The 25,716-nt window shown below is 37.8% G+C and carries 25 protein-coding genes; 20 read left to right on the plus strand and 5 right to left on the minus strand.

Translation table 11 applies throughout. The features are described 5' to 3' along the window. The first annotated feature begins 12 nt into the window (after positions 1-12). A complete protein-coding gene (gene dapD / locus GL301_RS05215) occupies positions 13-723 on the plus strand; it encodes a 2,3,4,5-tetrahydropyridine-2,6-dicarboxylate N-acetyltransferase (RefSeq protein ID WP_003727042.1) in 711 nt (236 codons plus the stop codon). A gap of 63 nt (positions 724-786) precedes the next feature. Next, complete coding sequence (locus GL301_RS05220) at positions 787-1,902, plus strand: N-acetyldiaminopimelate deacetylase (RefSeq protein WP_003726428.1); 1,116 nt, start codon at positions 787-789, stop codon at positions 1,900-1,902. 43 nt (positions 1,903-1,945) lie between these two features. Here the strand turns inward: GL301_RS05220 and GL301_RS05225 are convergent, their stop codons facing one another. Beyond that, positions 1,946-2,791, minus strand: a complete 846-nt coding sequence (locus GL301_RS05225; protein ID WP_003740536.1) for a mechanosensitive ion channel family protein — start codon at positions 2,789-2,791, stop codon at positions 1,946-1,948. 371 nt (positions 2,792-3,162) lie between these two features. Between GL301_RS05225 and GL301_RS05230 the strand changes: the two genes are divergently transcribed. The 12 genes from GL301_RS05230 (at position 3,163) to GL301_RS05285 (ending at position 13,618) form a co-directional block, all read left to right on the plus strand. Further along, a complete protein-coding gene (locus GL301_RS05230) occupies positions 3,163-4,356 on the plus strand; it encodes a quaternary amine ABC transporter ATP-binding protein (RefSeq protein WP_003727041.1) in 1,194 nt (397 codons plus the stop codon). Further along, on the plus strand, positions 4,349-5,197 hold the full coding sequence (locus GL301_RS05235; RefSeq protein WP_003722879.1) for an ABC transporter permease: 849 nt from the start codon (positions 4,349-4,351) through the stop codon (positions 5,195-5,197). The genes GL301_RS05230 and GL301_RS05235 overlap by 8 nt, the downstream gene beginning before the upstream one ends. 13 nt (positions 5,198-5,210) lie before the next feature. Then, positions 5,211-6,113, plus strand: a complete 903-nt coding sequence (locus GL301_RS05240; protein WP_003734321.1) for a glycine/betaine ABC transporter substrate-binding protein — start codon at positions 5,211-5,213, stop codon at positions 6,111-6,113. Positions 6,114-6,227: 114 nt separating this feature from the next. After that, positions 6,228-6,719 (plus strand): PTS sugar transporter subunit IIA, encoded by a 492-nt coding sequence (locus GL301_RS05245; protein WP_003726432.1) that lies wholly within the window; start codon positions 6,228-6,230, stop codon positions 6,717-6,719. 111 nt (positions 6,720-6,830) lie between these two features. After that, entirely contained in the window at positions 6,831-7,526 is a 696-nt protein-coding gene (locus GL301_RS05250; RefSeq protein WP_003726433.1) for a copper homeostasis protein CutC, read from the plus strand. An 80-nt stretch (positions 7,527-7,606) separates the two neighbouring features. After that, positions 7,607-8,479: a CvfB family protein gene (locus GL301_RS05255; protein WP_003730937.1), complete on the plus strand. Its 873-nt coding sequence runs from the start codon at positions 7,607-7,609 to the stop codon at positions 8,477-8,479. Between the two features lie 134 nt (positions 8,480-8,613). Continuing rightward, on the plus strand, positions 8,614-9,327 hold the full coding sequence (liaF, locus tag GL301_RS05260) for a cell wall-active antibiotics response protein LiaF (RefSeq protein WP_003734006.1): 714 nt from the start codon (positions 8,614-8,616) through the stop codon (positions 9,325-9,327). Next, positions 9,324-10,382 (plus strand): sensor histidine kinase, encoded by a 1,059-nt coding sequence (locus tag GL301_RS05265; RefSeq protein ID WP_003726436.1) that lies wholly within the window; start codon positions 9,324-9,326, stop codon positions 10,380-10,382. The genes liaF and GL301_RS05265 overlap by 4 nt, the downstream gene beginning before the upstream one ends. Beyond that, the gene (locus GL301_RS05270; RefSeq protein WP_003722886.1) at positions 10,379-11,017 is read left to right on the plus strand and encodes a response regulator; all 639 of its coding nucleotides are present in this window, start codon (positions 10,379-10,381) and stop codon (positions 11,015-11,017) included. Before GL301_RS05265 ends, GL301_RS05270 begins: the two co-directional genes overlap by 4 nt. An 18-nt stretch (positions 11,018-11,035) precedes the next feature. Continuing rightward, positions 11,036-11,695 carry a potassium channel family protein gene (locus GL301_RS05275; protein ID WP_003719245.1) on the plus strand — a complete coding sequence of 220 codons (660 nt, stop codon included), beginning with the start codon at positions 11,036-11,038 and terminating at the stop codon, positions 11,693-11,695. Between the two features lie 154 nt (positions 11,696-11,849). Beyond that, complete coding sequence (locus tag GL301_RS05280; RefSeq protein ID WP_003727036.1) at positions 11,850-12,770, plus strand: hypothetical protein; 921 nt, start codon at positions 11,850-11,852, stop codon at positions 12,768-12,770. Beyond that, the gene (locus GL301_RS05285; protein WP_003727035.1) at positions 12,767-13,618 is read left to right on the plus strand and encodes an FUSC family protein; all 852 of its coding nucleotides are present in this window, start codon (positions 12,767-12,769) and stop codon (positions 13,616-13,618) included. The genes GL301_RS05280 and GL301_RS05285 overlap by 4 nt, the downstream gene beginning before the upstream one ends. Before the next feature lie 40 nt (positions 13,619-13,658). On the opposite strand, the gene GL301_RS05290 is transcribed toward GL301_RS05285, so the two are convergent. The 3 genes from GL301_RS05290 to GL301_RS05300 all read right to left on the minus strand — a co-directional run bounded on the left by GL301_RS05290 (position 13,659) and on the right by GL301_RS05300 (position 16,616). After that, positions 13,659-14,624: an LCP family glycopolymer transferase gene (locus GL301_RS05290; protein WP_003725541.1), complete on the minus strand. Its 966-nt coding sequence runs from the start codon at positions 14,622-14,624 to the stop codon at positions 13,659-13,661. 108 nt (positions 14,625-14,732) lie between these two features. Continuing rightward, a complete protein-coding gene (rnjA, locus tag GL301_RS05295) occupies positions 14,733-16,400 on the minus strand; it encodes a ribonuclease J1 (protein ID WP_003722651.1) in 1,668 nt (555 codons plus the stop codon). Between the two features lie 6 nt (positions 16,401-16,406). Then, positions 16,407-16,616, minus strand: coding sequence for a DNA-dependent RNA polymerase subunit epsilon (locus GL301_RS05300; RefSeq protein WP_003722652.1), 210 nt, complete (start codon positions 16,614-16,616; stop codon positions 16,407-16,409). 483 nt (positions 16,617-17,099) lie between these two features. Between GL301_RS05300 and GL301_RS05305 the strand changes: the two genes are divergently transcribed. After that, positions 17,100-17,870 carry a Cof-type HAD-IIB family hydrolase gene (locus GL301_RS05305; protein WP_003725542.1) on the plus strand — a complete coding sequence of 257 codons (771 nt, stop codon included), beginning with the start codon at positions 17,100-17,102 and terminating at the stop codon, positions 17,868-17,870. Positions 17,871-17,917: 47 nt separating this feature from the next. On the opposite strand, the gene GL301_RS05310 is transcribed toward GL301_RS05305, so the two are convergent. Further along, positions 17,918-18,946 (minus strand): LacI family DNA-binding transcriptional regulator, encoded by a 1,029-nt coding sequence (locus GL301_RS05310; RefSeq protein WP_003725575.1) that lies wholly within the window; start codon positions 18,944-18,946, stop codon positions 17,918-17,920. Between the two features lie 262 nt (positions 18,947-19,208). Between GL301_RS05310 and GL301_RS05315 the strand changes: the two genes are divergently transcribed. From GL301_RS05315 to GL301_RS05335, 5 genes are read left to right on the plus strand one after another with little or no spacing between them, the layout of a single operon-like run. Next, positions 19,209-20,612, plus strand: a complete 1,404-nt coding sequence (locus GL301_RS05315) for an L-fucose/L-arabinose isomerase family protein (RefSeq protein WP_003734832.1) — start codon at positions 19,209-19,211, stop codon at positions 20,610-20,612. A gap of 15 nt (positions 20,613-20,627) precedes the next feature. Continuing rightward, on the plus strand, positions 20,628-21,452 hold the full coding sequence (locus GL301_RS05320; protein ID WP_003727033.1) for a transketolase: 825 nt from the start codon (positions 20,628-20,630) through the stop codon (positions 21,450-21,452). After that, entirely contained in the window at positions 21,445-22,392 is a 948-nt protein-coding gene (locus tag GL301_RS05325; protein ID WP_003725545.1) for a transketolase family protein, read from the plus strand. The genes GL301_RS05320 and GL301_RS05325 overlap by 8 nt, the downstream gene beginning before the upstream one ends. After that, positions 22,389-23,852, plus strand: coding sequence for an FGGY-family carbohydrate kinase (locus tag GL301_RS05330; RefSeq protein ID WP_010958834.1), 1,464 nt, complete (start codon positions 22,389-22,391; stop codon positions 23,850-23,852). The genes GL301_RS05325 and GL301_RS05330 overlap by 4 nt, the downstream gene beginning before the upstream one ends. Further along, positions 23,849-25,705, plus strand: a complete 1,857-nt coding sequence (locus GL301_RS05335) for a PTS beta-glucoside transporter subunit IIBCA (protein WP_003725547.1) — start codon at positions 23,849-23,851, stop codon at positions 25,703-25,705. Before GL301_RS05330 ends, GL301_RS05335 begins: the two co-directional genes overlap by 4 nt. The last annotated feature ends 11 nt before the right edge of the window (positions 25,706-25,716 follow it).

A 25,716-nucleotide genomic window follows, 5' to 3' on the forward strand; every position in this document is an offset into this window, starting at 1 on the left:
GGACAAAAATTCATGGAACAAATGGATGCACATCAAATTATTTCTTTTATTCAAAATAGCAAGAAAGCAACACCTGTAAAAGTTTATCTTAAAGGGGACTTAGAAAAAATTGATTTCCCTAGTGATGTTAAAACTTTCATTACTGGAAATGCGGGAACTATTTTTGGAGAATGGGCAGTTGTTGAGCCATTTTTAGAAGCAAATAAAGCGAATATTGAAGATTATGTTATCGAAAATGATCGTCGTAACTCGGCTATTCCTTTGTTAGATATGAAAAATATTAACGCACGTATTGAGCCAGGCGCAGTTATTCGCGACCAAGTAACTATTGGTGATAATGCTGTAATTATGATGGGAGCAAGCATTAATATTGGTTCTGTTATCGGTGACGGTACGATGATTGATATGAATGTTGTTCTAGGCGGGCGCGCAACGGTTGGTAAAAATTGCCATATCGGTGCAGGTTCTGTGCTTGCTGGCGTAGTGGAACCACCATCCGCACAACCAGTTGTCGTAGAAGATAATGTTGTTGTAGGCGCCAATGTGGTTGTTTTAGAAGGCGTACGTATTGGAGAAGGCGCAGTCGTAGCAGCTGGCGCAATCGTTACAAAAGACGTAGCTCCTGGAACAGTTGTGGCTGGGATTCCTGCACGTGAACTTAAAAAATTAGACGCAAAAACAGCTTCTAAAACAGAAATCATGCAAGAACTTCGTCAACTTTAAAAATTAAAGGGAACTGTTTCGTCTGTTGGCGAAGCAGTCCTTTTTTAGAAGGAGAGAATCGCTGTGTTAAATGAATTTATTGCCATTCGACGAGAGTTACACCAAATTCCTGAAACAGGTTATAAAGAGCTTAAAACCCAAGCCTATTTATTAGACTATATTAGCAAATTACCGAGTGAACATTTAGAAGTGAAAAAATGGCGTACGGGGATTTTGGTTTTAGTAAAAGGAACTAATCCAGAAAAAACAATTGGTTATCGTACCGATATTGATGCGTTGCCAATTACAGAAGAAACTGGGCTGCCTTTTGCATCAAAACATCCTGGCAATATGCATGCTTGTGGGCACGATTTACATATGAGTATCGCGCTTGGTGTATTGACGCATTTTGCGAGTAAACCAGCCAAAGATAATTTGCTTTTCGTTTTCCAGCCTGCCGAAGAAGGTCCAGGTGGTGCAAAACCCATCATGGAAAGCGCTGAATTTGCCGAGTGGCGACCGGATAGCATTTATGGGCTTCATATCGCACCAGAATACAAAGTCGGAGAAATTGCAATTAAGCCAGGTTTACTTTTTGCGAATACATCGGAACTTTTTATTTCGTTTAAAGGAAAAGGTGGACACGCGGCGTATCCTCATTTGGCGAATGATATGGTTGTCGCAGCAAGTGCGTTTGTTGGGCAAATGCAAACGATTATAAGTCGGAATATTGATCCAATGGATAGTGCAGTTATTACGATTGGCCGAATTCATGGCGGAGAAATTCAAAATGTCATTGCGGAAACTGCTTATTTAGATGGAACCATTCGAACGCTTTCCCCTGAAACAATGGAGATTGTTTGGACTCGTTTGAAACAGCTAGCGAAAGGCTGGGAAGAAGCTTACCAATGCGAAGTTGAATTTCATCCTGGCTCGGATTATTATCAAGTGGACAATGATCCAGTTGAAACAGAAGCATTCATCCACTTTTTGGAAGAACAATATCCAGAAAGTTATGTGCCAGCTCGTTCAGCGATGACTGGAGAAGATTTTGGTTACTTTTTATCCGAAATTAAAGGGTTTATGTTTTGGTTAGGCGTGGATTCCGAGTACAGTTTGCATCATGCGAAACTTAGTCCAAAAGAAGAAGCTATTCCATTTGCAATTGATGTATTAATCCACTTTTTGGAAAGTAAATAAAAAGACGTCAATTCGTTCTCAAAAGGAGCGAATTGGCGTCTTTTTAATTATTATTTGGTCCGAAGGTGCTGACAAAATTAAGTGGTAACTCGATTTCGTTTTCTGCGAGTGCTTCGCGAATATCTTTGAGTAAGTCACGTTGAACAGAATACTGCTCGCCGTTCACTGCTTTACCGACTACGCGGATAATCATGTTTGTTGCGTCAATGTTTTGCACACCTAATACAACAGGGGGCTCAACGATATTTTTATTTTCTTTTGCAGCTACGTCACAAACCTCACCAATAATTTTAATTGCTTTTTCCGGATCTTCATGTGGACTAATTTGAATGTCCACCATCACACGCATATTACCGCGCGAATGATTACTAACGACCATAATTTGCCTGTTAGGAATGAAATGAAGCGTGCCATCAAAATCACGTACCTGTGTTGTTCTAAGTCCAAGTGCTTCTACTGTTCCATTAACTAGTCCAATGGTAATCGTATCACCAACATCAAGTTGACGTTCAAGTAAAATAAAAAATCCAGTCACAACGTCACTAACAAGTCCTTGCGCACCAAAGGCAATAGCCAAACTCGCCACCCCAGCACTTGCAATAATCGCTGTAACATCCATAAAGTTCTGTAATAATAAAATCGCAAAAGTGAAGAATAAAACATAGCCGTAAAAATTAGAAATCAAGCTTTCTAACGTGTCCGCGCGCCCAACAGAAACTGCTTGTTGTTGCCGATATTTGCGGAAGAAACTACGGATAATTTTATTCCCAACCACGCGGAAAATAAAATAAAGAGCAATTAAAATGGCAATTTTTATTCCTACTGAAATAATATGATTCCAAAATTGGTCCCAGTCAATAGAACTGAACCACTTTTTGAGTAAATTCATCTTCTGGTCCACATCCTTTGAAAGTTCTCCATCCATTTCATCTCCCCCTTCCTAAATGAAATGTCCTTTTCTATTCTAACAAATATTTTATAAAAATGCTGTTTTTAAAATAAATTATCCCCAGAAAATGCGCTTTTTTCGTGAAAAATCCTCCTTTTTTACAAAAAAAATTAAAAAACTGTCAGCCGCTGTTGTTGTAAGATGGAGGCGCTTTCTAAAATGTGCAAAATAGCGCAAACCAAACTGTATGATGTGAAACTGAGCCAAAACTTGTGTACAATGATAAATGTTATTGCTTTTTTTAAAAGTGATATGGGCCGAATTTTTGCCTAATAAATAATTCAATCTAAAAAAAGAAAGGGGATTTTATTTTGAGCAAGATTAAAGTAGAAGAGCTAACGAAGATTTTTGGAAAAAAGGCTTCTAAAGCATCTTCTTTACTTTCTCAGGGGAAATCGAAAACAGAGATTTTGAAAGAAACAGGGGCGACTATTGGTGTTAATAAAGCATCTTTTAGCGTAGAAGAAGGAGAAATTTTCGTTATTATGGGGCTTTCAGGTAGTGGGAAGTCGACTTTGGTACGACTTTTAAACCGTCTAATTGAGCCTACGAGCGGAAAAATTTGGCTTGACGGAAAAGAACTATCTAGTCTAAATAAAAAAGAACTTTTGGAAGTTAGAAGAAAAAGCATGAGTATGGTCTTCCAAAACTTTGGTTTATTTCCGAATAGAACGATTAATCGTAACGTAGAATACGGCCTTGAAATTCAAGGAATGGACAAAGAAGAGCGCGAGAAAAATGCAGCAGAATCGCTTGCACTTGTTGGTTTAGCTGGTTACGGCGAACAATATCCTTCGCAACTTTCTGGTGGGATGCAGCAACGTGTAGGGCTTGCGAGAGCACTTGCTAACAATCCAGATATTTTACTCATGGATGAAGCTTTCTCTGCACTTGACCCACTTAACAGAAAAGATATGCAAGATCAATTACTAGATTTACAAGATAAAATGAAGAAAACAATCATCTTTATTACCCATGATTTGGATGAGGCACTACGTATTGGTGACCACATTATGATTATGCGTGATGGCTCTGTCGTTCAAACAGGTTCCCCGGAAGAAATTCTGGCACATCCAGCAAATGAATACGTTGAAAAATTCATTGAAGATGTGGACCGTTCCAAAGTTTATACAGCGAGCAACGTAATGATACGTCCAGAAATCGTTAATTTTGAAAAAGATGGTCCTCGTGTTGCGCTTAAACGGATGCGTGAGGCTGGAACTTCCAGTGTATTCGTTGTTAAACGTAATCGTGAGCTGGTTGGTATTGTCCATGCAGCGGAAGTTTCTAAACTAGTAAAAGAAAATATTACTTCACTAGAAACAGCTTTACATCGTGATGTACCTACAACTGGCCTAGATACGCCACTTGCAGAAATCATGGATACTATCTCGACAACAACGATTCCGATTGCTGTAACCGAAGATGGAAAATTAAAAGGAATTATCATTCGCGGATCCGTTCTGGCCGCACTTTCTGGAAACGAGGTGAACGTTAATGCCTAATATTCCAACGATTCCATTAGCTAGTTGGATTGACAAATTAGTGGATGGCTTAACGCAATTTGAAGGATTTTTTAATGTAATTACAAATATCATTGGCGGGATTGTTGATGCATTCCAATGGGTGTTCGATTTAGTTCCACCGTGGTTATTTATTATTTTACTTGTATTTGGCACATTTTGGGTAAACCGTAAAGGCAAAAAATGGGGTTTAATTATCTTTGAAGTTGTCGGTTTACTGTTAATTTGGAACTTAGATTTCTGGCGTGATATGACACAAACATTAACGCTCGTTCTGACAAGTAGTTTAATTGCGCTTGTTATTGGGGTTCCACTTGGTATTTGGATGGCGAAAAGCAATATTGTTGAAAGTATCTTCAAACCGGTACTCGATTTTATGCAAACTATGCCAGCCTTCGTTTACTTAATTCCTGCCGTAGCATTTTTCGGAATTGGAATGGTTCCAGGGGTTGTGGCTTCTGTTATTTTCGCAATGCCTCCAACTGTTCGTATGACTAATCTAGGTATTCGCCAAGTTTCAACAGAGCTTGTAGAAGCAGCCGATTCGTTCGGTTCAACACCTTGGCAAAAACTTTGGAAAGTACAGCTACCAATGGCGAAATCAACCATGATGGCGGGTATTAACCAAAGTATCATGTTAGCACTTTCCATGGTCGTAATTGCTTCAATGATCGGTGCAATGGGACTTGGAACACGTGTTTACTTCGCAGTAGGACGTAACGACGCTGGTGGCGGATTTGTAGCTGGGATTGCGATTGTTATCGTAGCAATCATCCTAGACCGTCTGACACAAGCTTTCAATAAAAAAGCGAAATCAGAATGAGGAGGAGAGTAGATTGCTAAAAAAATTAATCACCACCGCAGTTTTGGCTATGCTTATTTTCACTTTAGCAGCCTGCGGAACAACCCTTGCTCCTTATGACGCGAAAAAAGATTTAGGCGAACAAATCAATTATACAATCACAGGAATTGATGCTGGAGCAGGAATTATGCTTGCAACACAAAATGCGATTAAAGATTACCATTTAGATGATGATAATTGGCAATTACAAACAAGTTCTACCGCGGCGATGACAAGTACACTTCAAAAAGCGATGAAAGATAAGCGCCCGATTGTTGTGACTGGTTGGACCCCGCACTGGATGTTTACAAAATTTGATTTGAAATTTTTGGATGATCCCAAAAATGTTTATGGTAATGCAGAAAATATCCACACCATTGTACGTAAAGGCTTAAAAGAAGATAAACCTTCCGCTTACCAAGTGCTAGATAATTTCTTCTGGACTGCGGAAGATATGTCTGAAGTAATGCTTGAAGTTAATGACGGTGTAGATCCAGAAGAAGCCGCTAAAAAATGGATTAAAAATAATCCAGAAAAAGTAGCAAAATGGACGGATGGCGTGGAAAAAGTAGATGGCGATGAAATCAAGTTAACTTATGTAGCTTGGGATTCTGAAATTGCCTCTACAAACGTTGTCGCAGAAGCATTAAAACAAGTTGGCTACAAACCAACGATTCAAGCAATGGAAATTCAACCGATGTGGGCGTCCGTTGCTACGGATGCAGCTGATGGTATGGTTGCTGCATGGCTTCCAAATACTTCCGGAATCTACTACAAAGATTATAAAGGAAAATTTGAAGATTTAGGACCAAACTTAAAAGGTGCTAAAATCGGTCTAGCAGTTCCAAAATACATGACAAACATTAATTCCATTGAAGATTTAAAAACAAGCAAATAAACGTTTAAAAAGGCATGAAGAAAATCAAGTGATGCTTGATAGTTTCTCCGTGCCTTTTTTTCTCTATAAGGGTAAAATAGTAGTTGATTCATGAAATTGCTAGGAGGAAGATGCATGTTTAAAAAATTTTTAAAAAAATCGAAACAAGAAGTACTATTCGCTCACGTAACTGGGCAAGTTATTGCATTAGAAGATGTTCCAGATCCAGTTTTTAATCAAAAAATGATGGGAGAAGGCATTGCAATCAAACCAGAAACAGGTACCATTGTCGCTCCAATAGACGGGAAAATTATTCAATTGGCAGAAACAAAACATGCTTTTGGCATTCGTACGGATATGGGACAAGAAATTCTTGTACATATCGGCTTAGAAACCGTATCCTTAAATGGAGAAGGGTTCAACGTTTTAGTCAGTGTAGGAGATAAAGTAAAAGTAGGCGATCCTATTGTAGAAGCTGACTTTGATTTTATTGAAAAAAATGCTGCAAGTACTGTTGTACCAATGGTTATAACGAATAGCTCAGAAGGTAAATATGATTTTGATTTCCATGCTGTAACTAAGGCAGAAGCAGGAAAAACCGAAGTCATTACAACTAATTTAAAATAAGGAAACAAAATCCGTGAAAAGGTAATTTTCTTTTCATGGATTTTTTTGTATTCAAGCACGTCATAAAAGGGTAGAATGAAGGTAATTAGTAATTAAAAGGAGCGGAATAATATGTTAGAAGTGATAGTTCAAAATCCAAGAGACGCTTACTTAGCGGAAAAATACGGCGCGAATAGAATGGAAGTAGTTTCAGCAATAAGCGAAGGCGGTTTGACTCCAAGTTATGGTGCTATTAAAGAAATCGTACGTGCCTCTAAGTTACCAGCGATGATGATGATTCGACCACATAGTTTTTCTTTTGTCTATGATAAGGCAGCCAGAATAGTCATGGAACGAGATATTGAGCTTGCAAAAGAGGTTGGTGTGCAAGGGATTGTTTATGGTGGTATAACAGAAAATGGAGAAATCGATCAAGCTCTTCTCGAAAAAGTTATAGAATGGAAAGGTGATTTAGACTTAACTTTCCACCGGGCGCTGGAAGCAACTAAAGATATCGAAGCGAGTTACCAAGTTTTACGTACATATGGGAAAGACATCAACCAATTATTAACTTCAGGTGGTACAGCAAACGCACTTGACTCCTTGCCACGCCTAAAACGCTGGATTCAAGATAGCGAAGCACAGCCAGATTCATTCCAAATTTTAGTTGGAAGTGGCGTCAAACCAGAAAATATTGCGACCTTCCAAGCGACATTAAATCATAGCGACTACCATGTAGGAAGTGCGGCTAGAGAAGCCAATGATTTTTCCAAAGACATTTTAAAAGAAAAAATCGATATTTTACAGCAACAAATAAACAAAGATTGATTCTTCGTAGCAGGTAGCCTTACAAGCTTAGATAAGCTATAATGAAACAAGACTATTCTTAAGGAAAAGGTGGAAAAAAAGTGAATAACTATATTGGCAAAAGCCAAATAATGACAGTGAAAGAAATCAAAGATACAGGATGGCTCCTTGAAAAAGACGGAGTAACTGTTTTTTTATCTAAATCAAATACACATGAAACGGAACTTGCTGTTGGAGCAGAAGTAACCGTATTTATTTTTGTGGACTATGACCGCGAAATTGCAGCAACAACGATTATTCCAAAAATTCAAGTAGGGCATTACGGCTGGGGAACGGTGACAGAAGTACGTAAACATTTAGGTGTTTTTGTCGATATCGGCATTGAAAAAGACGTGGTGGTATCATTGGATGACTTACCTGCATTACCACACTTGTGGCCGAAAAAAGAAGATCGCGTGATGATTGCGCTACGTGTGGATGAAGAAAATCGTGTTTGGGGCGTCCTTGCAGAAGAAGAACAATTCCGCGCAATTGCCGTTCGTGCAGAACAAGATCTATTTAACCATAATGTCGAAGGAACTATTTATCGTTTATTAAAAGTCGGTTCATTTGTTTTTACGGATGATTTTCATATTGGATTTATACATGAAAGTGAACGAACTTCGGAACCAAGAATGGGCGAACGTGTGAAGGCTCGTGTTATCGCTGTAAAACCGGACGGGTCTCTTAATTTATCGCTTCGTGGTAGAGCACATGAAGTATTAAATGATGACGCGGAAATGATTTTAACTTATTTGCGAAGTGTTGGCGGAGAAATGCCATTCGGAGATAAATCAGATCCAGATGCCATTCGTGCCAAATTTGGTATTAGTAAAGCCCAATTCAAGCGTGCAATTGGTACGCTTTTAAAAGCAAGACGAATCACTCAAGAGAATGGTGTCGTTACAAAAATAACGGAAGAAACATCGGACTAAAGTAGTAGGGGATGTTCCAACTAGCGCGGTTGTTTCAATCAGTAAATCCTCGCTATAATTAACACAGCATGTACAAAGTAGCAAAAATCGAGAAATAACTTTGTCAAAAGAGGAACGTAAGGAGGTGTGTCAGCTTGAAAAAAATGGAAAGCTCGGTTGTTTTTGTATTTTTAATTGCGATTATTGTTGGCGTTGGTTTGGAGATGCTGTTCCAGTGGGAGTTGCTTATTTTATTTGCACTCGGGATATTTTTTATCTTTACATCAAGGAAGGCAAGCGCAACAAAGAAAAGTGCAAGAAACTCATTATTTATTGGTATCGTATTTATCATTATCGCCGTGTTACTTACAACCACGTTTAAAGTTGGGCTTGTTGTTGCAGGTATTTATGCGATCATTCACTACATTAGTAGGAAGCGGGCACCCCAATTATTGATGCTCAAAACGAGAGAACCTGACAGCAAGATTGACCGTACGGATAAGTTTATTCGTAATCAGTGGTTCGGTAACCAGCGTATACTTGATGTAGTGTATGAATGGGATGACATCAATATTCAAACAGGGATTGGAGATACGATTCTTGATTTAGGGAACACGGTCTTACCAACTGGCGAAAGTGTCATTATGATTCGTAGTGTCTCAGGAAAAATTCGGATACTTGTTCCATTTGATATCGGTATTTGCATTGAACATTCCGCAATTTTCGGAAACATCCAATATGATAAAGAAAGCACCTCTATTCAAAATAATAGCATCAAGGTCTACTCAGATAATTACGAAAGTTCCGCACGAAAAGTGAAAATCATGACTTCTGTAATCTTCGGAGATTTAGAGGTGATTAGACTATGAGTTTTTCGAAACTGATGATGGCTGTTTGCTCAGGGTTACTACTTGTTGCTACAGCCATCGGTACGGTCGGTTACTATTTTTTTAGTGAAGGTTCTTGGTATAAAATTCTCATCGAACAAAAAATCTTTTACATTCCCTTTGTGGTTTTCGTTCCGCTTACAGCCATTTCGATTGGTTTAATTATAGGCGGTTTGCTCGGGTATTTTGTTAAACAAAAATTTGAATCAATTGACTTTTCGATTCGGCTGCTCGGACAAGGCGATTTGGAGAAAAAGATTACGAGTGAAGAAGACGAGAACTTTTTAGAAGTGCAGCAAGTATACAAGCAAATCGACCGCTTACGTGATAAAATGAAAGCACAAACGATTTTGACACAAAAACTTGCAAGCGACCGTGCTGAATCAACTGGCCAAACGAAAGAAGCTATTTTGTCAGAAGAGAGACACCGGATTGCTAGAGAATTACACGATTCAGTGAGTCAACAGCTTTTTGCAGCAATGATGCTTTTATCAGCTTTGAATGAACAGAGTGAAAAAAGCGCAACACCGGCGATGCAAAAACAACTAAAAATGGTTGAATCTATCGTAAATGAATCCCAATCAGAGATGCGGGCGCTTTTACTTCATCTGCGTCCAACGCAACTCGAGGGTAAATCATTAAAAACTGGTATTGAGCAATTATTAAAAGAATTAACAACCAAATTGCCAATCGAAGTAGAATGGCAAATCGAGGATATTAGTTTGCAAAAAGGCATTGAGGATCATTTGTTCCGTATTGTTCAAGAATTACTTTCCAATACATTACGACATTCTAAAGCTAAATTATTAGAAGTACGCCTCGTAACGATGGATAATTTAGCGGTGATGAAAGTAGTTGATGACGGCGTTGGGTTTGATATGGATAATGTTCGACAAGGCTCTTATGGATTACAAAATATGCGAGAACGAGTTGCTGAATTCGGCGGCACCATCAAAATAATTAGTTTCCCAGGAAGAGGAACTAGTGTAGAAATAAAAATCCCACTTGTTGCGAAAAAGGACGTGGAAAGCGAATGATAAAAGTATTACTTGTAGATGATCATGAAATGGTACGTATAGGTGTCTCAGCTTATCTTTCTGTGCAAGATGACATGGAAGTGGTTGGCGAGGCAGAGAACGGTCGTGAAGGGGCTGATATGGCTCTAGAACTACGCCCAGATATTATTTTAATGGATTTAGTTATGGATGAAATGGACGGCATCGAAGCCACAAAAGAAATTATGCAAAACTGGAAAGAAGCAAAAATAATTATCGTTACAAGTTTTATTGATGATGAAAAAGTATACCCGGCACTTGAAGCTGGAGCGAGCAGTTATATGCTTAAAACTTCAACAGCGAGCGAAATTGCAGATGCGATTCGAGCTACATACGGCGGAGACTCTGTTCTTGAACCAGAAGTAACTGGCAAAATGATGCAACGGCTAACCGCTAAACCAGAGAAAAACTTACATGATGATTTAACGAATCGTGAAAATGAAATCTTACTTTTAATCGCGGAAGGTAAATCCAACCAAGAAATCGCAGACGAACTTTTCATCACTTTAAAAACGGTGAAGACGCATGTAAGTAATATTTTATCGAAATTAGATGTGCAAGATCGTACGCAAGCAGCAATCTATGCATTTAAACATGACTTAGTAGAAAAAAAGTAGCAAGGAGGTAACGTACAAATGAAAGAAGGATTTGCAGTCATCGGTCTTGGGCGATTCGGCGGAAGTATTTGTCGTTCACTTGTCGAGCAAGGAATGGAAGTACTTGCGATTGATTCGGATGAAGAACGTGTCAACGAATATATGTCCATTGCGACCCATGCAGTTATCGCTAATTCAACAGATGAAAACGCGCTACGCCAGCTTGGTATTCGTAATTTTGAGCATGTTATCGTTGCGATTGGTGAGGATATTCAGTCGAGTATCTTAACTACACTTATTTTAAAAGAAATGGGCGTAAAATACGTTACCGCAAAAGCGACGAATGATAAACATGCCAAATTGCTTGATAAAATCGGAGCAGACCGGGTTGTCCATCCTGAGCGAGACATGGGACGACGTATTGCGCATTACATCGTATCGAAAAACATGCTAGATTATCTTGAATTATCGGATGAATATAGTCTAGTCGAAATCTCTGTATCTGATCCACGTTTCCTTGGAAAGAGCCTAGTTGATTTAGATTTCCGTAACTCTTTTGGTGTCAATATTGTCGGTATTAAAAAAGATAAACAAATGATTATTACTCCTGAAGCCAATGATGTTCTACATGAAGGAGATATTCTAATCGTTATCGGTTCGGATGATGACATTGAACGACTACAAGAAAAAATTCAATAAAAAGAAAACCTATGTAATATAAAGAGATATGTCAACATGTCTAGTATATTCTTAGGTTTTTTTATTGTTTGCGAATTACCGCTTGCTATCTAGCCAGTTATTTTCTATTATAGTTACAGAGCTTCACATAAAGGGACAGAAGGAGGGGGAACAGATGAAGAAATTTTTGCTTGATAAAATCGGCGCTCGAGGACTTATTCAGATGTTGCAAGCATTTATTTATGCGAGCATTTGTGTAGTGGTCCATACAGTTATTTTTCCTGATTTGGCCGGGGTTTTACCTATAGTGGTACTAATAGGGATTATTTCAATGCAACCTACATATGGAATTACCAGAAAAGTCATTCCCCAAATAGCGCTAGCATTCACTCTAGCGTGTATTTTTGTCATTATAAGCACCTATTTTTTCCCAATCAATGTGTATATTTACTATGTTGTCATGATAGTTGTTATTTTGGCGGTGAATTTCTTGATGCCGCAGAAATATATGGTAATGACACTCGCGATTGGGACAGCACTTTACTTTCTTGGAACAGATGATTTGCCAATGCCTCTCTATACCATGATAATTGTCGCGTTAATGGATGTGTTTGTGTTCTTTTTACTGGTGCAGTTAGTCGTAAAATATGTACATTTACCACTCGAAAAAACCGTTCAAACTATTATGAAACAATTGGTAGGACTATTTGACAAGGAAATTGAAAGTGTATTTAAAAATAATGGTAAATTTATAGCAAAACCATTGTATAGTATTTTTGTTCAGTCACAAATGTTTATTAAAGAATATAGTGCTAGTAAAAAAGCGAATCCTCGTCATGTGGAGCTGTATCAAGCGTTACTGCCTAATTATCTTCAACTTTTTTTTCATATGCAAACAATGGAGGACATTGGACGAGTTGGTTTGTCGGAAGAAGCGAAACAGGCCCTTGCTCAGATTAACGTGAAAGTTTCTGATGAAATTAACGCGAAAGAAGCCAATCCAGTTGCCTCATTTCACGTGAAAAAATTTGTTGAGAACTTCCTAGCTATTAAGGTTGGAATGAAAGAATTAGTGGAAGGGAGAGAGCAGAAATGAAAAAGATTTCTATGAGAGAACGTTTCGCTCTTGATCCACGAGTTATTAAAGTGCTTATTAGTATTACGATAGCAGTGATTTTATTCCCTATTATGGGTGATTGGATTGTGTATCCAACATACGTATTTAATGCTATTTATATTACCGCACAAATGAGTAAGGGGGATACATATAAATCAAGCATTGAGCGGATTATCGGTACTATTGTAGGTGGACTGCTTGCAGCCTTTGTATACTTGCTAGTTCCCAACCATCATTATATTATGATTCCGATTGGCGCAGCACTTGCAGTTATGCTAAGCTATCTATTTACTAAAAAATTCACGATGGTTATTGTTGTTATTACAGTAATGGTACTTGTCGGAAAAGGCGACGGAGAGCCGATAGTCTTTTTAAGAGACCGACTATTTGATACGATGATTGGTCTTGTGATCGGTTTTGTTGTCTATGCGCTTTACCCACGCAAGAAAAACAAAAAATTAAATCAAGTGTTTATTTCTCAGGAAAAGGCAGTTTTAGAAAAAATAAAAGAAATTGATATAAATAGCGAAGATGCAAAATCTCTAGCTCCCAAAATAAAAGGTTTGTGGAAACAGTTGATAGATTTAAGAAAAACACGCGAACAAATTATTACAGATAGCAGTTTTGTTGCGAGTTTGACTTCTGATGAACCAATGCTTCATTTTACTCATTTAGTAGAGCAAGCAATTAATAATATTGAAATTTTATATCATGTGACGCTTGAAAAAGAGTCTGAACCTAATTATGAAGTTGTATTTGCTTATCACCAACAAGCATGCGCGAAAGTAATTACAGAGATGGATGCACTTATTACGAAACATAAATAAAAAAGATGACGGAAGCTCGTTCAAGCTTCCGTCATCTTTTTTATTCAGTAATATCTAAACTCTTTTTAAACATAGTAATTATTCGCTCTAAATCTGTTTTATCAGGGGCGAAGTAATATAAATCAAATCCATAAGACTCGCTATAAATCATTTCCCCTTCGCCTTTAAGTTCTTGGGAATCGACGTTTTTAAGTACGGAAGAATAATTTGCAGCCATGGATGTAATATCTGTAAGCGTCATATTAGTTTGGAAATTATCGCCAACGGCTTTCATAATGCTTTCAAAATTGGAAACTCCGGAAGAACTGATAACCTTATTCGCAATACCAATAATGACATCGCGCTGTCTATCTTGACGACCAAAGTCACCACGAGGATCTTCATGACGAATACGAACATATTGTAAAGCTTCTGTTCCGTTTAAAGTAATGTTACCTTTAACAAATTTGCTATTTACTTCTGTTAAGTCGATATCGTTATAAACAGTAATACCACCAACTGCATCAACTAGGTCTTTAAAGCCCTCCATATTGATTGAAATGAAATAATCTACGGGAACTCCTGGCATAAGTTTTTCGACCGCTGAAACTGTTCCTGAGGGGCCACCGTTGGAGTAAGAGGCATTAATCTTACCAATGTCACCATTTCCGTAGTCTACTTTTGTATCACGAGGAATACTAACCATTTCTACGGCATTTTGTTGTTTATTAGCTGTGGCAAGAATAATTGTATCTGCGCGACCATTTTTTTCACCAGGTCGGGCATCTGAACCCATGAGTAACACTGAGAAAGGTTTTTTCTTTTCTAAATCACTTAAAGTTTTATTACTTGATTCTAGAGGGACATTTATTTTTGAAAAGGTATTTTGAACGGTGATGTAATACTTCGCTGCCAATCCTGTTATAGAGAAGAAGATAATTCCTAAAAGAGCAACACTAGCAATTTTCATAACTTTAGTAAAAGTGGACGTTGTTTTTTTCTTTTTTTCAGCCCTAGTTTCTGTCATAAAATTTTCCTCGTCTTTCTATTTTGTTTGTTTAAACATACCATCGTCTTTCTGAGAAATCAACAAAAAAACGATAAATGATTTTGAAACCATTTATCGTCTTGAAAACTATACTTCCATGATTATTGGTAAAATCATTGGACGACGTTTTGTTTTTTCGTACAAGAAAGGTTGCAAAGTATCTGTAATTTCATTTTTGATTTCAGACCATTGCGTTGTTTTTTGTTCCATTACTTTATTTAAGTGTCGCGTTAGGAGGCCTTGTGCTTCTCCGATGAGATTACCGGATTCACGCATATAAATGAAGCCGCGTGAAATAATATCAGGTCCTGCCATCACACGAGAATTTTTCATATCAATGGATACAACAACAATTACGAGGCCTTCTTCAGAAAGAATACGACGATCGCGAAGGACAATATTACCGATATCGCCAATACCGCTACCATCAATATATACGCTTGCTGCATGGATTTTACCAGCAACATGAGCTGTTTCACTTGTTAATGCGAGTACATCTCCATTTGCCATAATAAAGCTATTTTCTTCTGGAACACCACATTCTTCAGCAGACTCTGCATGGATTTTTTGCATTCTGAATTCACCATGAATTGGCATAAAGAATTTAGGTTTCATCAAACGAAGCATTAGTTTTTGTTCTTGTTGACCACCGTGACCAGAAGTATGGATATTATTTACTTTACCATGGATAACTTCTGCACCAGCTTGATATAGTAAATTGATTGTGCGGTTTACACTCGTTGTATTACCAGGGATTGGGGAAGACGAGAAGACTACCGTGTCACCTGGTTGAATTTGGATTTGGCGGTGCGTACCATTAGCAATTCTAGAAAGAGCAGCCATTGGTTCACCTTGACTCCCTGTACAAAGGATAGTCACATTTCCAGCGGGTGTTTTATTAAGTTGATGCACATCAATAAATGTATCTTTTGGCGCTTGAATATAGCCTAATTGTTTACCGATTTCCATAGCAGATTCCATACTACGACCGAAAACAGCGATTTTACGGCCAGTTTCGATAGAGGATTCAACTACTTGTTGTAAACGGTAAATATTAGATGCGAAGGTAGCGAAAATAATTCGTCCTTCTACATCGCGGAAAATATTTTTAATACTTTCGCCAACGACACGCTCACTCATGGTGAAATTTGGTACTTCCGCATTTGTACTATCAGATAGTAAACAAAGAACGCCTTCTTTACCGATTTCAGCCATTTTTGTTAGGTTTGCTGGTTCGCCAACTGGAGTAAAATCAAACTTGAAGTCACCAGTATGAACGATGTTACCAGATGGAGTTTTGACAACAATACCATACGTATCAGGAATACTATGGGTTGTACGGAAGAAAGAGATACTTGTTTTTCTGAATTTAAAAACGTCATCTTCTTCATATTCATAAATTTTGGTTTGACGAAGCAAGCCATGTTCTTCTAATTTGTTGCGGATAAGTGCACTCGCAAGTTTCCCAGCGTAAATTGGGATATTAAGATCGCGAAGTAGGTAAGGAACGCCACCGATATGATCTTCATGACCATGGGTGATAAAAAGCCCTTTAATCTTATCTTTGTTTTTAACTAGGTAACTGTAGTCAGGAATAACATAATCAATACCAAGAAGTTCGTCTTCCGGGAACTTGATTCCTGCATCAATTAGAATAATTTCGTCTTGAAATTGTACGCCATATGTGTTTTTACCGATTTCGCCTAGTCCACCAAGGGCGAAAACAGCTGTCTCATTATTTTTAACAAATTTCATATAGGCTTATTTTTCCCAGAGCGCGAAGTCTGGGTTTTCCTTTTCATAAGCTAAGTGCGCGTCACTAATTTTTTCGACAAATTCGATGTGGAAAGGTTCATCTTTTAAAAGTTGGCGTACTTTTACTTCGCTTTCCGCTTCTACGTATAAAGATTGTGTTTTTTCGCGTACGGGTGTTTCTGTCAGTGTTTCTTGATAAAATACTTTAAAAATCATGTTTTTCTCTCCTTAAATTTTAAGTTTAGTTTTTAAAAATAGATTCTCTGGTCGAAAACCTAATAATTATTCAGTAATAATTGGCTTGCTTTCAGTTGTGGACTTAGTAGCAAGCGGATATGGGTGCACGAGATACTGACAATCAGGCATAAAAAAGACAAAGAAAAATTACCACAGACTAATGTATAAAAATAGCTGTGCACGTATGTTAAATTTCTTATCCGTTATAATTGCATACCTTTATTTTGGGAATTTGAAACAAATTTCCGAGTAAAAGATGTAATTATAAGTTTTTTTTCACGTTCCATTGTCGTTCTACAAATGTTCATCCGATCTATATCCTTCATTCTAATATACCATAAATCCAGATAATTGCTACTAGAAAGTATAATTAATTTTGTCAACCCTGTTATCAAGGAGATTTTCTGCTATAATTTAAACATAATGATTTAAAAATGGATAGAGGATAGAGGCGTTTAATCAATGAGTAAAATTGTATTTTTTGATGTAGATGGGACACTTGTAGGAGAAACGAAAGAAATTCCAGCATCAGCGAAGCAAGCGATTGCTAAATTGAAAGAAAATGGCGTTTATGTGGCTATTGCAACTGGTCGTGGTCCATTTATGCTTGATGAAATCAGAAAAGAATTAGATATTAATTCTTATATTTGCTACAACGGTCAATATGTTATTTTTGAAGGAAAAGAAATATACGCTAAACCATTACCAACAGAATCTTTAGAACGATTAATCACGGTTGCATCGGAGCATGAGCATCCAATTGTTTTTTCAGGAAAAGATTCCATGCGCGCGAATTTACCGGATCACGACCGGGTGACAATCGGAATGGATTCTATTAAAAGAGATTATCCTAAAGTGGATGCTAATTATTATAAAGGTCGTGACATTTATCAGTGTTTACTTTTCTGTGATGAGTCGTATGATGCTTATTACCGAGAAGAATTTAAGCAGTATGGTTTCTTGCGCTGGCATGATGTTTCCGTGGATGTTTGTCCAGCTGACGGTTCGAAGGCGGAAGGCATTAAACAAATGATCAAAAAACTTGGCTTCTCGATGGAAGATACTTACGCATTTGGCGATGGTTTGAACGATATTGCAATGCTTCAAGCTGTTGGAACTGGCGTGGCAATGGGCAACGGCCGTGATGAGGTAAAAGCGGTCGCTGACTATGTTACGGATCATGTGGATGAAGATGGGGTTTATAAAGCTTTAGAACATTTAAAATTAATTTAAAATATCAAAAAAGCCTGTGCTCAAAAATAGAGCACAGGCTTTTTTGGTTATTTTTTGAACGGAACACAGCTAGTTCTTTCGATTAAGCTTGTATTCACTTGGATTTGTCTGGTTTCAAAATTCGTATCAGCTTTAATTTGTTTGGACAAAAGGGCAAGTGTTTGTTCAGCAATATCACGTTTTTTAACATGAACAGTGGTTAGTTCTGGTGTAATTACTTTACTTTCATTAATATTGTCAAAACCTAATACGGAAACTTGTTCAGGGACTTTGATAGATAGACTTTGTAGCATTTTAATCATGCTAATAGCCATGTAATCATTTTCGCAAAAAAGAGCAGAGGGTAAATCTTGCAATTCAGCAATGGCTTCTTTTACCGAAACTTCCTCTTGGATTTGCATTGCTGGTAAATGAAAGACATGTTGTTCAGGGACTGAAATATCGGCTTCTTCTAAACGAGCAAAAAAGCCACTTTTCCGCTCATCAAAATTTTTAATGCGTGGTACCCCCATCACATAACCAATTTTTGTATGTGCTAGTTGTAAAAGGTAGTCAGCTGCTTTATATCCACCGAGAAAATTATTAATAGAGACAAAGTTGGCTGAGATATGTGGATGGTGTGTATCTAAGACAACGATTTTAGGATATTCCTGTTGTATTCGGTTAATTTCTTCAGCGTTTAAATTAGTGCCAAGTAAAATCAGGCCTGCTGTTGGTTGCTCTTTTTCTGCTTCAGCAAGTTCTTCTAATATGGTTGTTGCATCGAAGGTAGAGATAACCAAATCATATGGGTAACTAGCGATTTCAGCAGATAAATAGCTAAGTAGCTCACTGAAAAAAGGTAAGTTCTGATATTGTTCGGTAATCAAGTTAGGACTTTTGCATGCGATAAAACGAATGGTTGATTTCTTTTTCATTTTTTTATTGGTATTACGTAACGGGACGTAATTATTTTCCTCGACAATTTGCAGAATATGTAAACGGGTTTCTTCACTTACGCCAGCTTTTCCATTCAGCGCAAGGGAAACGGCCGATTTCGAAACGTTTGCTAATCGTGCAATATCTTCCAGCTTCATTATTCATTTCTCCTTGTTTACTAAATTTATCTTATTTAGTATATCATGTTTAGTAAATCAAAACAAAAAATAGCATACCTTCAGTCTTCTAAACCTCTCGTTTAGTTCTTTTATATAAAATAAACTAAAACAATATATAAAATAATCTTTAATTTTATTGACTTAGTTTAGAAATGATACTATAATGCAAATAAAGAAAGCGATTACTGATTGCTTTTTATGAGAACTAAAATAATTACTAAACTAAAAAGGTGGTTAGAAGGTGGAGGCGGTTAAAATTGGGTTTGCGCCGACAAGGCGAAGTATATTTAGTGCACCAGATGCAGTCAAATATGCGAATCTCACACGAGATAAACTAAACGAACTAAATATTGAATTTGTGGACATTGCAGAATTTAATGAAGATGGATTGCTTTATGATGATGCAGATGTGATGAAAATTGCAGCAAAATTTAAAAAGGCTGGAATCCAAGGTTTGTTTTTACCACATACTAATTTTGGAACGGAATATGTTTGTGCGAGACTTGCTAAAGAGTTAGATGTACCAGTATTGCTTTGGGGTCCGCGTGACGAACGACCTGATGAAAATGGTGTGAGACTTCGAGATACGCAGTGCGGTTTGTTTGCAACTGGAAAAATCTTACGTCGGTTTCAAGTACCATTTACTTATATGACAAATTGCCGTCTATCTGATCCAGAGTTTGAACGAGGAATTCGAGATTTCATTGCAGTTTGTAATACGGTAAAAACATTTCAAAACATGCGGATTTTACAAATTGGACCACGGCCATTTGATTTTTGGACAACGATGTGTAATGAAGGAGAGTTGCTAGAAAAATTCAATATTCAATTAGCTCCAATTCCGCTTCCAGAATTAATAAAAGAAATTCGTAGCGTATCTAGCGAACAAATAGAGGAAGTGGATGGAACCGTCGAATATTGTCACGGTTGTGCAATCGTTAAAATTAAAGAAGTTGACTTACGAATGGTTGCTGCTCTTAAAGTTGCGATGAAAAATTTAGCAACAAAATATGGTTGTAGTGCGATTGCCATCCAATGTTGGACTGCACTTCAAGATGAAATTGGTATTATGCCTTGCGCTGCAAACGCGATGCTCATAGATGAAGGAATTCCAGTTGTTTGTGAAACAGATATTCATGGAGCAATTTCTTGTTTATTAATCGAAGCGGCAAATTTGGGCAGAAATAAAAGTTTTTTTGCAGATTGGACTGTTAGACATCCAGATAATGAGAATGGTGAATTGCTACAACATTGTGGACTGTTTCCGTTTTCTGTTGCAAAAGATAAACCGGCAATTGGCTATCCGTTAGCATTTGATTCACCTGGTGCAGTCGAAGCGGAAGCGAAAGGTGGCGAATTAACCTTATGTCGTTTTGATGGTGATAATGGCGAATATTCCTTGTTACTGGGTAAAGCGAGAGGTATTGAAGGTCCGTATACAAAAGGAACATATCTTTGGATTGAGGTAGATAATTTGAAACGATTAGAGGAAAAAATCGTTTCAGGACCATATATTCATCATGTTAGTGGTATCCATGCAGATGTGGTCCCTATTCTTTATGAAGCATGCAAATACATTGGCATAAAGCCAGACCTCTATGATCCAATTGAAGAAGATATAAAAGCTTATTTACGCGGTGAATAGAGAAAGGAGTAAAAAATGAGTGAATTAAAGTTAAAATCGTTTGAAATTAGAAAAGATGTTCTAAAAATGATATATGATGCAAAAACGGGACATACTGGTTCAGATTTATCATGTGCGGATATTCTTGTGGCGCTTTACTATGGTGTGCTGAATGTTAATCCGGAAAATCCAGAAGCTTTAGATCGTGATCGTTACGTTCAAAGTAAAGGACATGCTGTCGAAGTTCTTTGGGCAGTTTTAGCAGATAAAGGGTTTTTTGCAAAAGAAGAATTGGCTGATTTCTCCGCATTTGGCTCGCGTTTAATCGGGCATCCAAATAATAAAGTAGCTGGAATTGAAATGAACACAGGTTCGCTCGGCCATGGTTTATCTGTTTCGGTGGGTATGGCATTAGCTGCTAAAATGGATGGGAAAAGTTATCACACCTATACACTCATGGGGGACGGGGAACTTGCAGAGGGGTCTGTCTGGGAAGGTGCAATGGCTGCAGCAAATTATAAATTAGATAATTTGACTGCGATTATTGATCGGAACTCCTTACAAATCTCCGGTCGAACAGAAGATGTAATGAGTGTAGAACCTTTGGCAGATAAGTGGCGCGCATTTGGTTGGAATGTTATCGAAGTGGATGGAAATGATCCGGATAAGCTACAAGCGATTTTTAAAACAGTTAATGTGACTGGAAAACCTCGTCTAATTATTGCAAAAACGATAAAAGGTTATGGGGTTAAAATGGCTGAAAATGCTGCTAAATGGCATCATTACGTACCAAGCAGTGAGGAATACGAAATAGCTATGAAAGATTTAGAGGAAAGAATGGAGGCGTGCCGTCATGAATAAAATAGCGAACCGCCAAGTAATGTGTGAAGTTTTAATGAAAGAAGCAACTCGTAACGATAGTAATTTAGTTGTTTTAACAAGTGATTCAAGAGGATCCGCTTCGCTGGGGGCTTTTGCTGAGAAATTTCCAGAGCGACTAGTTGAGACTGGGATTGCCGAACAAAATATTGTTGGAATTGCAGCAGGCTTAGCACATAGTGGCAAGCGAGCTTTTGTCGCTTCACCAGCATGTTTTCTAAGTATGCGCAGTATTGAACAGGTAAAAGTAGACGTGGCTTACTCAGACACGAATGTAAAATTGATTGGTATCAGCGGTGGTGTTAGTTATGGTGCACTTGGTATGAGCCATCATTCGCTTCAAGATATTGCTGTTACTAGAGCGATTCCTAATTTAGAAGTCATTCTACCAGCTGATCGTCTGGAAACGGAAGCTGTTTTTGACTATTTGCTTCAATCAAATCGGCCGGCGTACGTTCGTCTTGGCAGAAATGCGGTAGAAGATTGTTACGCAGAAAAACCAGTATTTCAAATTGGGAAAGCTGGAACCCTTAGGAAAGGAAACGATGTGTCAATTTTAGCAACTGGTGAAATGGTACGAGTCGCACTTGATGCAAGGGAAGAATTGAAGTTGAAAGGAATCAGCGCGCGTGTATTGAATTTTTCAACAATCAAACCATTTGACCAGGGAGCTGTAGAAGCGGCATTAGCTGAAACAAAACTACTTATTAGCATAGAAGAACATAGTATTTATGGTGGCTTAGGTGCAGCAGTGAGTGAAGTGGTAAGTAGTTCGCCAACAAGTATTCGTCATTTGATCTTAGGAATTCCAGATGAACCTGCTATCGCTGGAACGAGCCAAGAAATCTTTGATTATTATGGCTTATCTGCTACTGGTATTGTTGCTACAGTTATGAAAAACCTTGGAGACGAAAGAAGATGAAGAAACACTATCAAATCGCTATTGATCAAAGCACATCTGGAACGAAAGTATTATTGTTTAAAGCAGGTGAACTTGTAGATCGTTTAGATAAAAAGCATCGACAGTTGTATCCGAAGAAAGGCTGGGTAGAGCATAATCCAATCGAAATTTGTCAAAATGTCCGTACATTAATTGTGGACATATTGGCAAAACATGATTTAATTCCAGCGGATATCGAGCGACTTGCTTTGACGAATCAACGAGAAACAATTGTAGCTTGGGATAAACAAACGGGCAAGCCACTTTATAATGCGATTGTATGGCAATGTAATCGAACAAAAGAACTTTGCGAAACATTAAAAAAAGCTGGTTATGAAAAAAGAATTAAACAGCTTACCGGATTGAAAATTGATTCTTATTTTTCTGCTTCTAAAATGAAGTGGTTATTGGAAAATAGTTCTGCGGTGCGGGATGCAGCAAGTCGTAATCAATTGGCATTTGGTACAATGGATGCTTGGTTGTTATTTTCGCTTACGGATGATAGTAATTATTTCACAGACCGAACAAACGCCAGCCGCACACTCCTTTATGATATTGAAAAAAATGATTGGTCAGATGAGTTACTCGAACTTTTTGGAGTTAAACGTGCTTATTTACCAGAAGTGAAGCAATCTGCTGGAAGTTTTGGAAGTTATCAGGAGATACCGATTCATAGTGTGATGGCTGATTCAGAAGCGGCACTTTATGGACAAGGCTGTGATGCATTTGGGGCAGTGAAGGCGACGCTTGGGACAGGATGCTCTGTTATGATGCAAATTGGTGAGAACAGATTACCTGAAAACGATGCTATTTTGACAACTCTTGCCTGGGATGTTGCAGGCGTGAACCAGTTTGCGTTAGAAGGAATTATTCGTTCTTGTGGAGACACATTGGTTTTTTTATCCGAACAATTAGAACTATTTAATGATTACGATACAGCTTGTAAGCGAGCATTTCAATTACCATGCAATGAGGGTGTTGTGCTAATTCCTGGACAATTAGGTTTAGGTTCGCCTTATTGGAATACAGATATACGAGCAGAGATTCTTGGTCTCACACGAGAACATACAAAATGGCATATTATTCGTGCCGGTTTTACAAGTATTGCATTTCAAATTAAGGCTGTTATTGACCAAATGGAGTTAATGACAGGTCAAAATATTAAGCGCTTACAAGTAGACGGTGGATTAACAAAGCAACATGAGTTGATGCAATATTTAGCAGATGTTTTAAAAGCAGAAGTGGCAGTCAGTCCCGCGGAAGAACTTTCGGCAATTGGTGCTATTGAAATTGCCGACAATAAACTACAAAATAAGAGAACGATAGCAAAATTGTACCAACCAAATATCACTCATACACATGCTTTGGAAGATTTTCAAGAATGGGAAAAACAAGTGAAAAGCAGTATTCTAAAATTACAGAAGGTGAGGAATTTTAAATGAATAATTCGGATCTTGCAAAAGAGGTTGTAAAGCTTGTTGGTGGAAAAGAAAACATTTTAAGTGTGATTCACTGTGTGACACGACTACGGTTTAAGTTACGTGATGAAAATCTAGCAGAAACAGAAAAAATCAAAGCATTAAAAGGTGTTATGACGGTTGTGAAAAGTGGTGGACAATACCAAGTGGTTATCGGTGATCATGTGAGTTATGTTTATGATGAGGTCATTCGAGTATTAGGGATTAAACCAGATGATGCGCCGCAAGATAACCCTGAACAAGAACACAAAAGTATTTTTAATAAGTTTGTTGAATTAATTTCTGGAATATTTATGCCAGTACTGGGTCTATTGGCAGCTTCAGGTATTTTGAAAGGATTCCTGACAGCGGCAGTTACAATGGGACTAATTAATACCTCAGCTGGTGTTTACGAAGTTCTTTACGCAGCAAGTGATGCCCTCTTTTACTTTATGCCAATTATACTTGGGTTTTCAGCAGGGAAAGTATTTAAAACGAATCAATATCTTTCTGCTGCGGTTGGTGCAGCACTTGTTTACCCGACGCTTGTTGATATGTATAGCAGCGGAGCTCATTTAACATTTCTACATATCCCTGTAATTTTAATGAATTATACAATGTCTGTTATTCCTGTTATTTTAGCTATTTACTTTATGAGCAAACTGGAAAAAGTATTAGTGAAATTTATTCCGAAAAGTTTACAATTGATTTTTGTTCCTCTCTTATTACTTTTAATTGTGGTGCCTGTATCTCTAATTATTATCGGACCTGTTTCAACATATGCTAGCCAACTACTTGCAAAAGGAGCATTGGGGCTTTATTCGCTTAGTCCAATGATTGCAGGATTCTTCCTGGCTGGTATTTGGCAAGTGGCTGTCATGTTCGGATTACACTGGGCATTTATCCCGATTTTCATTAATAATATTTCTGTTTTAGGGTACGATCCAATTAATGCTATGCTTTATTGTACTGTATTCGCGCAAACTGGTGCGGTTCTGGCAGTAATGCTTAAAACCCGAAACCAAGAATTACGTTCCCTTTCTATAACAGCAACTATTTCAGGATTTTTAGGAATCACGGAACCAGCGATTTATGGAGTAAACTTGCCATATAAAAAACCATTTATTATGGCTTGCGTAGGATCAGCATTTGGTGGGGCAATTGCAGGGATGAGTGCTGCGAAAATGTTTGGAGGCTTCGCGTCTGGTGGGATTTTCGGTATTCCGATGTTCATTAATCCAGATGGAATAGGATGGGATTTTTGGGGATTCTTAATTTCTTTAGTAGTGGCATTCAGTGTAGCGTTGATTTTAACTTATTTCTTTGGATTTAAAGATAAAGTTGAGGAAGTTGTGATTCAAACAGGAGAAAAAGCTACATTAGACGAAACTATTTATAGCCCACTTCAAGGGGAAATAATTGCATTAAATGATGTGAAAGATGAAGTTTTCTCTGCTGGTATAATGGGAGCAGGAGTAGCGATTCTTCCAGCGAGTGGCGAAATTCGTGCTCCATTTGATGGGACAGTACTTAGTGTTTTTCAAACCAAGCATGCGATAGGGTTGATTTCCAAACAAGGAGTCGAGTTGTTAATTCATGTTGGACTTGATACAGTTAATCTAAATGGTCAATTTTTTGACATTGAAGTGAGCGAATCAGAAGAAATAAAAAAGGGCGATTTATTAGGAAGATTTGAATTAGATGCAATTAAAAAAGCTGGCTATGATATTACAACGCCTATTATTGTAACTAATAGTGCCACACTCGCCGATGTTATTACAGTGAACCTTGGAAAAAGCGTAGATAATAACCAAAAGATTTTAGAAGCAAAGGCTTAATATAGAAAGGG

The organism is Listeria sp. LM90SB2, assembly GCF_028867355.1.
In the GTDB taxonomy this organism is placed as follows: Bacteria; Bacillota; Bacilli; order Lactobacillales; family Listeriaceae; genus Listeria; species Listeria monocytogenes_B.